This is a genomic window from Nonomuraea sp. NPDC049419 (assembly GCF_040676995.1).
In the GTDB taxonomy this organism is placed as follows: Bacteria; Actinomycetota; Actinomycetes; order Streptosporangiales; family Streptosporangiaceae; genus Nonomuraea; species Nonomuraea salmonea.
The window spans coordinates 242271-254086 of sequence record NZ_JBFAQB010000006.1; the positions used below are offsets into that span (position 1 = coordinate 242271).

At 70.3% G+C, this 11816-nt stretch carries 12 protein-coding genes; 6 read left to right on the forward strand and 6 right to left on the reverse strand.

Annotated elements, in window-relative coordinates; genetic code table 11:
- Nucleotides 1–11 precede the first annotated feature (11 nt).
- A complete protein-coding gene (locus AB0K12_RS20800; protein WP_364563341.1) occupies nt 12–1349 on the forward strand; it encodes an MFS transporter in 1338 nt (445 codons plus the stop codon).
- A gap of 29 nt (nt 1350–1378) precedes the next feature.
- A complete protein-coding gene (locus AB0K12_RS20805) occupies nt 1379–2365 on the forward strand; it encodes a DUF6461 domain-containing protein (RefSeq protein ID WP_364563344.1) in 987 nt (328 codons plus the stop codon).
- A 59-nt stretch (nt 2366–2424) separates the two neighbouring features.
- Here AB0K12_RS20805 and AB0K12_RS20810 read toward each other — a convergent pair whose 3' ends face one another.
- The 5 genes from AB0K12_RS20810 to AB0K12_RS20830 all read right to left on the reverse strand — a co-directional run bounded on the left by AB0K12_RS20810 (nt 2425) and on the right by AB0K12_RS20830 (nt 7826).
- The gene (locus tag AB0K12_RS20810) at nt 2425–2613 is read right to left on the reverse strand and encodes a hypothetical protein (protein ID WP_364563347.1); all 189 of its coding nucleotides are present in this window, start codon (nt 2611–2613) and stop codon (nt 2425–2427) included.
- A 794-nt stretch (nt 2614–3407) separates the two neighbouring features.
- The gene (locus AB0K12_RS20815; RefSeq protein ID WP_364563350.1) at nt 3408–5111 is read right to left on the reverse strand and encodes a hypothetical protein; all 1704 of its coding nucleotides are present in this window, start codon (nt 5109–5111) and stop codon (nt 3408–3410) included.
- A 406-nt stretch (nt 5112–5517) separates the two neighbouring features.
- Nucleotides 5518–5688: a hypothetical protein gene (locus AB0K12_RS20820; protein WP_364563353.1), complete on the reverse strand. Its 171-nt coding sequence runs from the start codon at nt 5686–5688 to the stop codon at nt 5518–5520.
- 232 nt (nt 5689–5920) lie between these two features.
- A complete protein-coding gene (locus AB0K12_RS20825; RefSeq protein ID WP_364563356.1) occupies nt 5921–6541 on the reverse strand; it encodes a response regulator transcription factor in 621 nt (206 codons plus the stop codon).
- A 130-nt stretch (nt 6542–6671) separates the two neighbouring features.
- The gene (locus tag AB0K12_RS20830) at nt 6672–7826 is read right to left on the reverse strand and encodes a histidine kinase (protein ID WP_364563358.1); all 1155 of its coding nucleotides are present in this window, start codon (nt 7824–7826) and stop codon (nt 6672–6674) included.
- Between the two features lie 230 nt (nt 7827–8056).
- Between AB0K12_RS20830 and AB0K12_RS20835 the strand changes: the two genes are divergently transcribed.
- From AB0K12_RS20835 to AB0K12_RS20845, 3 genes are all read left to right on the forward strand, one after another.
- On the forward strand, nt 8057–8743 hold the full coding sequence (locus AB0K12_RS20835) for an ATP-binding cassette domain-containing protein (protein ID WP_364563360.1): 687 nt from the start codon (nt 8057–8059) through the stop codon (nt 8741–8743).
- Between the two features lie 47 nt (nt 8744–8790).
- A complete protein-coding gene (locus AB0K12_RS20840) occupies nt 8791–9516 on the forward strand; it encodes an ABC transporter permease (protein WP_364563363.1) in 726 nt (241 codons plus the stop codon).
- A 106-nt stretch (nt 9517–9622) separates the two neighbouring features.
- Nucleotides 9623–10543, forward strand: a complete 921-nt coding sequence (locus AB0K12_RS20845) for a helix-turn-helix transcriptional regulator (RefSeq protein ID WP_364563366.1) — start codon at nt 9623–9625, stop codon at nt 10541–10543.
- Nucleotides 10544–10565: 22 nt separating this feature from the next.
- On the opposite strand, the gene AB0K12_RS20850 is transcribed toward AB0K12_RS20845, so the two are convergent.
- A complete protein-coding gene (locus AB0K12_RS20850) occupies nt 10566–11372 on the reverse strand; it encodes an SAM-dependent methyltransferase (protein WP_364563368.1) in 807 nt (268 codons plus the stop codon).
- 125 nt (nt 11373–11497) lie between these two features.
- Between AB0K12_RS20850 and AB0K12_RS20855 the strand changes: the two genes are divergently transcribed.
- Complete coding sequence (locus tag AB0K12_RS20855) at nt 11498–11755, forward strand: hypothetical protein (RefSeq protein WP_364563370.1); 258 nt, start codon at nt 11498–11500, stop codon at nt 11753–11755.
- Nucleotides 11756–11816 lie beyond the last annotated feature (61 nt).

The window sequence follows — 11816 nt, forward strand, 5'->3', positions numbered from 1 at the left end:
GAGAGCGGCTCGTGAGCGTCATTCCTGGAGATCGCAGGACTTTCTACCAGCTGCTGGGCAACACCGTGCTGGTGTCGGTGGTCAACAGCACGGCGTGGTTCGCGATCACGTTCTACGTCTACCTGCAGACGCGGTCGGTCTTCGCCACCGGCGTGATCTCCGGCATCTTCCTGGTGATGACCGCTTCATCCGGCATCTGGTTCGGCAGCCTGGTCGATCACCACGCGAAGAAGACGATGATGCAGGTGTCGGCGCTGGCCTCGCTCCTGCTGTACGCCGGGGCGCTGGGCATCTACCTGGCGGTGCCTGAGGAGACGTTCACCGATCCGGGCAGTGTCGTCCTGTGGGTGATGGTCGTGCTGCTGATGGTCGGCGTCATCGTGGGCAACATCAGGACGATCGCGCTGCCGACCCTGGTCACCCTGCTGATCCCCGAGGAGGGCCGGGATCGCGCCAACGGGCTGGTCGGCAGCTCCACGGGGGTGAGCTTCCTGGTGACGTCGGTGTTCAGCGGGGCGCTGGTGGCGATCGGCGGCATGTACTGGGTGCTCGTCCTGAGCCTGGCGGTGCTCGCGGTCGCCCTGCTGCACCTGGCCGTCGTCCGCGTACCGGAACGGCCGGAGGTTTCGGAGGACGCGCCGAAGCGGTCGGTGGATCTGCGCGGCACGATGCGGCTGGTCGGGGAGGTGCCGGGGCTGACGGCCCTCATCCTGTTCTCCGCCTTCAACAACTTCCTCGGCGGCGTCTTCATGGCGCTGATGGACCCTTACGGGCTGTCGCTGGTGCCCGTGCAGGTGTGGGGGCTGCTGTGGGGCGTGCTGAGCACCGGGTTCATCGTCGGCGGGCTGCTCGTCTCGCGGACCGGTCTGGGCCGTAACCCGGTGAAGGTGCTGCTGCTCGTCAACCTCGTCCTGTGGGGGGTCACGCTGCTGTTCCCGCTGCGGTCGTCGATCGTGCTGCTGGCCGTCGGGATGTACGCCTACATGCTGCTCGTTCCGTACGCGGAGGCCGCCGAGCAGACGATCCTGCAGAAAGTGGTCCCTTACGAGCGGCAGGGGCGGGTCTTCGGGTTCGCGCAGAGCGTGGAGCAGGCCGCGTCCCCGCTGACCGCGTTCCTGATCTCCCCGATCGCCCAGTTCGCCGTCATCCCGTTCATGACGGACGGCGCGGGCGCCGAGACGATCGGCGACTGGTTCGGCACGGGCACCGACCGGGGTCTCGCCCTCATCTTCATGGCGGTCGGCGTCATCGGCCTGATCGCCACCGCCGTGGCCCTGCGCAGCCGCCCGTACCGGCGGCTCAGCCACCGCATCACGCGACCGGTGAACCCCGAGCCGAGCCTGCCTTGATTGTCGGGGAGGGTGGCCATACTGCCGTCATGATCGCTGAAATCCAGCGGCGTTATGTCGATTTCCTGCGGCATCGCCCCTATCTCGCTCAGGCCACCTGCTGGACCGTCGTACAGCCGGTCACCGACTCCCTGACCGTCGAGGCCGTCGCCGAGCGGCTCGGCGGGCGCGCCGAGGACCTCGAGTACGAGCCTGACGACGACATCGACGAATACGACTACGAAGGCGCCTTTTACATCAGCCGCGACAACGCGAGCTTCGTCATCTACGAGCACAACGGCTACCAGGGCACCCGTTCTGAGGTGCTGCGGCGCTTGAGCGACGGCGCCCGCGCGGTCAGCGTGTTCTGGAACGTCAACGCCACGGGCAGGCTGATGTACGCCGCCTACGGCACCATCGTCACCGGGGTCGACCCGCACCGTCCCGGCGAGCCCTGGGGCAAGACGCCCCACGTGCTCGACGCCGAGCTGGCGATCCTGGAGACGGCGGCCCACGAGTGGCGGGCGGCGTTGATGGCCGTCGCCGAAGTCGTCACCGGCGTGCGGCTGGATCACCCCGGCGACGACGCGCCACGCCTGCTGCTGGAGGAGACCATCCCCGACGACCCGCGTGCTCCGAGCACGCTGGGGGCGGTCGATCCCGACCTGGACGTCCGGCTGCGGCTGGCGCCCGAGCCCCTACGGACCGCGGTGATCCACCGCGCCCTCCACGCCTACGTCACCGCGACCGGCTTGACCGAGCTGACCAAGGAGGCACTCGACCAGCTCGGCCGCGGCGCGGCGGCCGACCTGACGCCGCTCCTGGCCCGGCTCTCCGACGCCAGGCGCACGGACGATGGCGCGATCGTCTCGGAGGACCACCCGGTGTCGCGCCGCTACTGGGCGGCCAGGGCCCTGGAAGACGCCATGCCGGGACGTGCGTACCCCGATCGCCTCGACGTGCTCGCCCGCGGGCGCACCATACTCGGCGACGCCTGGCCGGAGCTGCGTGCGCAGCTCAAGGACATGATCGCGTAAGTTCTGCGCCGGGACGGGTGCGGGGCCGTCCGGCCCCGGTCACCCCCCTGACGGATCCGTCACGTGCGTGCCCGATCACCGTCCTGGCCGCCGCCGATGATCGCCTCGGCGGCGTGCTCGGCGATCTCCGCCGGGCTCGCCCGCAGCAACGTGTTGATCAGGCGGAGATTGACGGGCCGGCTCTCCTCGAGGTCGGGCCCGGCGATGCTGGCCGTCTGCGGGGCCGTGCCGGTGAAGGTGACTCTCATGCGCCAGTGGTGGCGCTCAACGGCGACCACGGGACCGGCGCCGGACGCCACCTTCCATCCGTGGCGGCGCGCGCGTCGGGTTAACGCCTCAGGATGCATGTGATTGTCTTCCTCGTCGTCGTGGTGGACGCGGCGGCGGAACGGGTCACGCTCCCCCGCCTGCGTGCGGGCAAGAGGTCCGGGTCGAACGCGATACCCCCGTCGTCGGTGGGTGCACCGGGCACGCTCGTGTCGTGCCCGGCCTCGGGACGCTCGGGAAATGCCGGACGACCGTACGCCTGCGCGGGCGACGGTGCCGGGGGGTGGCCACTCCCCCGGTCGTGGAAGGGATCGGTCGGGCGCGCCGCGATCGCCGGCGGTCGTGCCGCCGTGGGGGGCTTGCGCGCGGCCCGTTGCTTGCACCTCGTTTCGGTGACCTCCCCTGCGACTTCGCTGGTACGTACGAGAATCCGGTGACCGGTTCCTCGCACCTTCCCTAAATGGGATGGAAGTAGCAGGGCCGATGGTTCCCATCCGCGCAATCTTGCCGTGACAACCTGAAGAAGACCTTACGGCTGGATCAGCTGCCGCTGAGCCGCCCCGCAGGACAGCGGGGGGTGCCGACCCTGACCACATACCTCGGCTGCTCCCCGGACGGTGCGCAGTTCACGCCGCAGGTCTGCTGCTCGGCCTGCGGAAAGCCGGCGCGCACCGCCGACGTGACGGCGCTGCCCGGTCCGGGCGCCGCCTCCGGACCGGGGACACGCGTGCCGGCCCGGCGCAGCGGCCTCACGCCTCAGGACGGATGACCGCGGTCACGACTTGAGGGCGAGCTGCTTCCTCGATCTTCCGGGGAACACGACGACCAGGTGCTCCTCCTCTTCGCCTTTGATCACCCGTACGTATACGCGCAGCCGGTAGCGGCCCTTGCCCCTGATCGCGAGGTTCGGCATCGGCGCGCCCGCGCCCACTTCTCCTCCGTCCATCTCCGGAACCTTGAGCGTGCCGCTGCGGCTGCTGATCGGGACCTCGTGCACCGAGTCCCACCCGGCGGTCCGTGGCGGCGGCGCCTTGCGGAACGCCTTCACGGTGATGCACACGTCGCTGACGTCCGCGACGTGCCCGACGAGCACCGTGCCGGGGGTGACCCCGAGCCCGGTCTCGTTGCCCTTCTTGTAGAGCTCGTCCATGGCGTCCTCGCCCACTTCCTCGTCGGCGGGGTCGGTGACCACGTAGCCGGGGTCGCCGTCGACGAACAGGAAGTAGTTGGCCGTGGCCTGGACGACGCCCTTGGTCCGGGGCCACGGGTCACGGCATCTGGCGTTCTTCCCGGCGATGTAGTCGCGCTCGTCCGCCATCACCTGCTCGGAGGAGCGCAGCAGGTGGGGCTGGGTTCTCGCGACGATCTCGGGGCAGACGTAGACGAGGTCCCAATCGTCGACGCCCCAGGCGGCCCGCGCGCTCCCGGCCTGCCGCAGGAGCGCCTGCTGCTCGGTACGGTCCTTCGCCCGGCACAGCGCCCGCCCGTAGGCGAGGACCGCCTGGTCCGGCAGGCTGTCAGGGAACATGGGCGGCTGCCCGAAATCCCTGTTGCGCGCCAGGCACAGGAAGACCGGCTCGCGTTCCTCGGGCTTGAGGTCGCCGAAGCTGGGCCGGCTGTAGCAGTCCGGCGACCCGCCGCCGAAGGTGTGGCGCGCGTTCTGCTCGGGCTGGATCACCACGACCATCGGCACGACGAGCACGGCCGCCAGCGCGACGCGATGCCCCCACCCCCACCGCCGCCGCGAGGACGCGGCCACCGGATGACCGTCCGCGGCGGGCATCTCCCGCGCGGTCGCCGCGTTCCACACGACGCCGAGGAGCCCCAGCACGTGGCTGACGACCATCGACGCCAGCCAGACGCTGGTGAGCGGCTCGAAGAAGCTGTTGACCCGGAAGTCGAACGCGAAGGAGGTCAACGACAACCAGCCTGCGATCAGGGTGCCGCGACTCCACCGGCCGTCACGCCACTGCCCGACGACCGTGAGAACGGTCGCCGCGGCACAGACCGCGATGTAGATCCACCAGGCGACGTCGTTCCAGTCGAACTCCCAGACGTCGAGTTCGTCGAGCAGGCCCTCCGCCATCACCAGGATCTGGATCGCGAACATCACCCCGGCCGCCGCCCGCAGCACGCGCGACCGCCAGCGGATGACGAGCAGGAGGAGGACGTCGATCGCGGCCCACAGGACGAGCTGAACGGCCGCGCCGACCTCGTCGGGCAGCACCGCGAACGGCCACCACAGGATGAGGCTGTACGCCACCGCCAGGTAGAGCAGCCTGCGCAGCGCCCTCTCCCGGCCGCTCAGCGGTCCCGGCCTGGGAGCACGCAGGATCAGCCACAGGAACAGGGCTTTGATCGCAGCGGCGACGAGCAACGTCACGATGGTCACGGTGCCGTACGGCTCGGGCTGGACGTACGCGACAAAAGACGGTGGCGACCAGACGACGGCCGTCCAGAGCCAGAACTTGTCGCGCATCAGGCCGACGACCGTGGCCACAAGGAGCAGACCGACTAATCCGATCCTGATATTTCGCCATAAATGATCTTTGGACACGGAACGGGAGCTTAGCGGCCCGGTAACCTAAAAATCGCCCCAACGAAACGAGCAACCCTTGTCACTCGAATTCGATACGAATTCGAGATCTTGCACCCTTTCATGACCATTCGGACGACCAGTACGCCCCTCTTGGCCCTGAGTACGACCTGTACGGTGAGTCCGGCTATTTGCAAAGCGCAGCCATGATGCTGGCCGAACTCCGCATCCCCGGCTTACACCGACAGTTCACTCGAAATCGCGTTAAGGCGTCAGCGCGAGCTGGACGCTCTGAACGTTCTTCGGTCTTTTGTGAACCAGCCCGTGGTAACCGTTCTTCGATCAGGTCCTACGTTCGGAACCAGGCTCGGTCGCCTTCGATGTGCAGCAGGAACTCGGCGACAGGGCCGCATGGTGACACCAGGCTGACCGCCGCCGCCACCTCGTCGATGGTGATCTCCCCGCACAGCTCGTCGCCGCAGAACAGACGCCAGGCATCCGCGTCACGGCCCAAAACCATCCGCCTCCTTCAGGTCGGTCGTCACCCTAACGATCACGACCGACAAGACCGCGGAGGCGTATCAGGGCAGGAGCGTGAGGGGCGGCCGTGCGCGTCAGCGGGTGACCGGCCGGCGGCGCCGCTTCAGCCAGGTCCACCAGAAGAGAACCCTTCCCATGTGCCCCCGTGCTCCTTCTGCCCCCCACTGTGAAGAACGATCTGCTCGGAGCAGAGTCCCGAGCCGGAAGGGGGTTCAGGAGCGGGGGACCAGGCCGTTGCGGAAGGCGTACGTGACCGCCTGGGCGCGGTCTCGTGCCCCGATCTTCGCGAACAGGTTGTTGATGTGGGTCTTCACGGTCGCCTCCGAGATGACCAGGCGGGCGGCGATCTCAGCGTTGGAGCAGCCTTCCGCGATCAGCTCCAGCACCCCGGCCTCGCGCTGAGTGAGCCCGTCGGGAAGGGGCGCAGGGGCGGGCTCGACCGGCGGGCGGATGCATTGCACGCTCGGCGAGGGGGCGGGACCGGTCACGGCCTGGGCGAGGGATTCGGCGTCGGTGTCCTTGGTGAGGTAACCGCGGGCGCCCGCCCGGAGGGCCGCGAACACCAGCTCGTCGTCGGAGTAGGTGGACAGCACCACGACATCGGTCTCGGGGTGGGCGGTGCGGATGCGCCGGGTCGCCTCCACGCCGTCGAGGAGCGGCATGCGCAGGTCCATCAGCACCACGTCGGGACGCAGCTCGGCCGCCAGGCGGACCGCCTGCAGACCGTCACCGGCCGTACCGACGACCTCGACGCCAGGTACGAGCCCGAGCAGCAGCACCAGCCCCTCGCGTACGACCGTCTGATCGTCCACGACGAGCACGCGCACGCTCACCACTGCTCCGCCATCCTCTCTCCGTCGGCCGAGGGACTGCTGATGCCCTCGATGTGTCGCCGTGCCACCGCCCTCCAGCCGACGGCCAAGGGACTCCCGGCGCACCCAAGGCGTCGCAGCGTCACCGCCCTCATCCCGGCACCCGCAGCAGCACGGTGAAGCCGTCCGCATCGGCGCACGTCTCCAAGGTGCCGCCGATGAGCGCCGCGCGTTCGCGCATGCCGATGAGGCCGTAGCCGCCGCCGGGCGTCGCGGGCGGGGCGGGGTGTCCGCCGTGGTCGCGCACCTCCAGCTCGTTCCAGCGGTCCACGCGGCGCAGCCGCAGCTCGGCCGTGGCCCCGGGTGCGTGCTTGCGGATGTTCGTCAGCGCCTCCTGCGCCGTACGGGCGATGGCCAGCCGGGCCTCCGCGCCCGCCGCTGACGCGCCGTCGTCGATCGACACCGCGCACTCCCTCCCCGTGGCGGCGCGGAACTCCGCCGCCAGCCGTTCGAGCCGCTCCCGCAGCGGCAGGTCGTCGCCGCGGAGCGTGTCGAGCGCTCTGCGGGTCTCCTCCAGGCTCGCCCGCGCGAGCCCGACGGCCTTGTCGACGCGGTCGAGCGCGGTGGCCCGGTCGCCGCCCTGTTTCAGCAGCATGCGTACGCTCTCCAGGTGCACGATCTGCGCCGATTGGGCGTGGGCCAGGATGTCGTGCACCTCGCGGGCCAGCCGGGCCCGCTCCGACAGCACCGCCTCGCGCGCCCGTGCCTCGGCCACCTCGGCGGCCTGCCGCTTTGTGGCGATCTGGCTGGCGAGCAGGAACGCGAACACCGCACTGTAGGCGCTCCCCGCCGCCAGCCCCCAGGCCGTGCCCGCTTCCCGGACCATCACGTACGTGGTGAGCGGCATGCCGACGAGCACCAGCGTGGTCAGCGCCATCGCAGCGCGCGGCCGGGTGCGGAACGCGGCGGTGAAGATGATGACGAAGCAGAGGGCGATGCCGGTGTAGGGCTCGATCAGGTTCATGGCGAACGCGCCGGCGGTGGTGACCAGCAACAGCCAGGCGTTGCGCCGCTGGTCGCCCCCGGCCAGCGCCCACAGGCAGGCACCGAGCGCACCGAACGCCACCGGCAGCACGAGCAGAGCGGCAGCCGCGGTGGGGCGCGTGACGACGATGGTGACCGGCCCGTAGGCGAGGTAGAGCACGAGCAGCACGGCAAGGGCACGCGTCAGTGGCCGCGCAGGAAGGACCGCACGCAACGCGGAGAGGACGCGAGCCGCCGAGCGGGCGGCGGCATCGTCGAACACGGGACGAGCGCCACCACCGGACACCGAACGAGCAGGGACGTCGCCAAGCGCCGGACTGGCGGAGGCGTCGGCGGGTGCCGGGCCTGGGGTGTTGTGGGGGGCTGGAGGGCTGGGCATGGCCACGAGGTCACGGTAGCCGGGCGCCGGGCTCGGGTCATCAACCCACGGGTTGAAGCAGGTTCCACCCGTGCTCTCATGCGGCGGGCCGGCCCGTTCGCCAAGCTGAACATGTGACAACGATCAGTGTCGAGCACGCGAGGAAGTCGTTCGGGAAGGTCGTGGCCGTCGACGACCTGTCCTTCGCCACTCCTCCCGGAGCCATCACCGCTTTCCTCGGCCCCAACGGGGCAGGCAAGACGACCACGCTGCGCATGATCCTCGGGCTGGTCCAGCCGGACGCGGGGCGGGTGACGGTCGGCGGACGTGCATATCGGGCGCTGGAGCGGCCCTTGCATGAGGTCGGCGCGGTCCTGGAGGCCACCTCGTTCCATCCCGGGCTCACAGCCGAGGCGCACTTGCGGGCCTTGGCGATCGCGGCCGGGATCGACGCGGCGCGAGTCGGGGAGGTGCTCGACCTCACCGGCCTCGACGGTGCCGGGGGCAGGAAGGTGCGGGGGTTCTCGCTGGGCATGCGGCAACGGCTCGCGCTGGCGACCGCGCTGCTGGGCGACCCGAGCCTGCTGATCCTGGACGAGCCGGCCAACGGGCTCGACCCGGCCGGCATGCGCTGGCTGCGCGGGTTCCTGCGCGCGTACGCGATGGACGGTCACGGCGTGCTGGTCTCCACGCACGTGCTCGCCGAGGCCGAGCAGATCGCCGACCACGTGGTGATCATCGCGGCCGGCCGGCTGCGATGGAGCGGTCCGATGCCGGAGGCGGCGAGCCTGGAGGAGCTCTACCTGGAGGTGACCGGATGACCCGCCCAGGCACCATGACCCGCCCAGCTCTACTCAGAGGTGGTCCGATGGCTCGGCTTGTCCTTGCGGAGCTGGTCAAGGCCGGCGCCAATCGCGTCACGTGGATCCTCGCCGCGATCGCGCCCGTCTTCTGTGTGGCGTGGGCGGTGCTCATCGTCATGCTGTCGCCGCCGGAGGAGGCGCCGGCGCCGGTCGGCGTGTACGCGATGGCGCAGCAGGCGTACGTCTTCACCCTGATTCTCGGCATCCTGGGCATGTCCGGCGAGTTCCGGCATCAGACCATCACCTGGTCCTTCCTCGTCACACCGCGGCGGGGGCCGGTGGTGACGGCGAAGCTGGCGGCGTACGGTCTCATCGGCCTGCTGGTGGCGCTGACGGCGGCGGTGGCGACGGTCGTGGCCGGAGTGGCGCTGCTGGCCGTCAAGGGGCTGCCGGTGTGGAGCGCGGAGGTGGTGCCCGCGCTCGCGGGCGGGGTGCTCGCGACGACCGGGTACGCGGTGTTCGGGGTGGCCCTGGCCGTCCTGGTCAGAAGCCAGGTCGCGGCGGTCTTCCTGGCCGCCCTGATCTTCACGTACGGCGACTACTTCCTGGGCTGGCTGACGCCCGGCGTCTATCCCTGGCTCCCGACGGGGGCCGCCAGGGCGGTGGGCTCACTGCCGATCGAGACGGCGACGTTACTGCCCGCGTGGGGCGGGGCGGTGGTGTTCGCCGGGTATGTGGCGGTCATCGTGGTGATCGCCCGGCTCGTCACACTTCGTCGCGATATCACCTGATCAGGCGGGCGACGCGGCCGATCTTCTTGCGAGAATCAGCGGGCTCACGCGCGTTGGTTCGTGCCAGGATGGAGTGCGGCGAGGGTCCCGGAACCGAGGAGCATGGATGCCTGCTGCTGACATGAGCGACCTGAACGACGTCTCTGACGGCAGCGGGCTCTGGTCCGCACCGACGACCCTGCGGGCCCTGATCGGGGCCCAGCTGCGGCGGCTGCGGGAGGCGCAGGGGATCAGCCGCGAGGAGGCCGCGTTCCTCATCCGGGGGTCCAACTCGAAGATCAGCCGCATGGAGGCCGGGCGCACCGGGTTCAAGGCGCGTGACGTGGCCGACCTGCTGACCCTGTACGGCGTCACCGACGACGGCGCGCGGGCCAGCCTGCTCGCGCTGGTCGAGCAGGCCAACGCGCCGAGCTGGTGGCAGGAATACCGCGAGGCGATCCCCGACTGGTTCGAGCCCTTCCTGGGGCTGGAGCAGGACGCCTGCCTCATCCGCGCCTACGAGGTGCAGCTGGTGCCCGGCCTGCTGCAGACCGAGGACTACGCGCGGGCGGTCATCACCCAGGGCGCCAAGAACGCCGGGAGTTACAGCATCGAGCAGCGGGTGGCGCTGCGGATGCGCCGCCGGCGCGTCCTGACCAGGGACGATCCCGCGCGGCTCTGGGTGGTGCTGGACGAGGCCGCGCTGCACCGCCGCGTCGCCGGCGAGGCGATCATGCGCGCCCAGTGGGAGCACCTGGCGAAGATGAGCGAGTTGCCGCACGTCACCATCCAGGTGCTGCCGTTCACCTCCAGCGACTGCGCCGGTGGGCTCGGCCCGGTGACGATCCTGCGCTTCCCGCAGCAGCAGCTGCCCGACGTCGTCTACATCGAGCAGCTCACCACGGCCCACTACCTGACCAAGAGCGCCGACGTGCTGCCCTACCACGCCCTGATGGACGAGCTGGGCCTGGCGGCCCTGCCACCCGAGCAGACCGCCGGCTTGCTCCGGGAGCTCGCCGCCGCGAAGACGGGCTGGGTCCGCGGGTGACGGCGCGATGCGCGTCCACCGGCTAGGGTTTGCCAGCCACGCCGCAGTATGCGTCCACTGGCTCGGGCAACCCGTTGACCGGCTCCTCCTCCGAGCGCCACTGTGACACCGACACCACGCCGGGGTCGAGCAGGCGCAGGCCGGCGAAGAAGCGTTCGATCCGCTCGGGTGTGCGTAGTTCGTAGCTGTAGACGTGGCCGTCGTCGCGCAGCTGCTCGGCCTCGGCCGCCGCTTCCGGTTTGACCGTCTTGGTGCCGTCCTCGATCATCAGGTAGCTGCCGGAGGGCAGGACGTCCATGTAGCGCTGGATCAGCGCGTAGGCGTCGTCGTCGTCGCGTACGGTGCCGAGGACGCCGAGCAGCATGACCGCGGTCGGCCGGGTGAAGTCGAGGGTGCGGGCCGCGCGGGTGAGGATGTCGTCGGGGTCGCGGACGTCGGCCTCCAGGTAGTCGCAGCTGCCGTCGGGGTGGCTGGTCAGCAGGGCGCGCGCGTGGAGCAGGACGACGGGGTCGTTGTCGACGTAGACGATGCGGCTGGCCGGGTCGACGCGCTGGGCCACCTCGTGGGTGTTGTCCTCGGTGGGCAGGCCGGTGCCGATGTCGAGGAACTGGCGGATGCCCTCCTCCTCGGCCAGGTGACGGACCGCGCGCCGCAGGAACGCCCGGGTGTGCACCGCGATCTCCTGCATGCCGGGATAGTGCTTCTCGAGCATGTCGGCCAGCTCTTTGTCCGCCGGGTAGTAGTGCTTGCCGCCTAACCAGTAGTTCCACGCTCTGGCCTGGCTGGGTCGGCTGGTGTCGATCCGGCTGAGCGGGGAGTCGTCGGTCACGGGCTGCTCCTTGTCGGGGTGGGGTGCCGTCTTGCGGGCATTTGCCTGTTCTACCAAGCGGTCAGGCGCGGAAGGAAGCGACGGCCTCGCAGGAGCGGGTTTTCGCAGGCTCAGGAGTAACCGCCGTGAAACCGCGCCTTCCTGCGGTGAAGCGGCCGGTGGCGATCGGCTCCTGCCGGGGTGGACGGCCAACGGACCTGGCGGACAAGAGCGCGCTCAAGGAGCCGCCCGAGGTGGTCTGGCCCCGGCCGGCGACGATGGACACCGCTCCGGCGCCTACGGGAGCCGCGCTGTCGCAGGTGTCCGGCATGCCGGTGCGGGTGGGGCCGGCGGAGGACGGCACGGCTCCGGCCCGGGTTCGGGTGGAGTTGCTCGACCGCTGAGAAGGCCAGGTCGATGTCGGCGACGGCGGGCGCCACCGTGCCGTCGGGCCGCCGCTCCAGG

Excerpts from the sequence above, each read along its gene's own strand:
- AB0K12_RS20815 (WP_364563350.1), bottom strand. The coding sequence starts at position 5,111 with ATGCGCGACAAGTTCTGGCTCTGGACGGCCGTCGTCTGGTCGCCACCG.
- AB0K12_RS20820 (WP_364563353.1), bottom strand. The coding sequence starts at position 5,688 with ATGGTTTTGGGCCGTGACGCGGATGCCTGGCGTCTGTTCTGCGGCGAC.
- AB0K12_RS20840 (WP_364563363.1), top strand. The coding sequence starts at position 8,791 with ATGGCTCGGCTTGTCCTTGCGGAGCTGGTCAAGGCCGGCGCCAATCGC.
- AB0K12_RS20810 (WP_364563347.1), bottom strand. The coding sequence starts at position 2,613 with ATGAGAGTCACCTTCACCGGCACGGCCCCGCAGACGGCCAGCATCGCC.
- AB0K12_RS20805 (WP_364563344.1), top strand. The coding sequence starts at position 1,379 with ATGATCGCTGAAATCCAGCGGCGTTATGTCGATTTCCTGCGGCATCGC.
- AB0K12_RS20845 (WP_364563366.1), top strand. The coding sequence starts at position 9,623 with ATGCCTGCTGCTGACATGAGCGACCTGAACGACGTCTCTGACGGCAGC.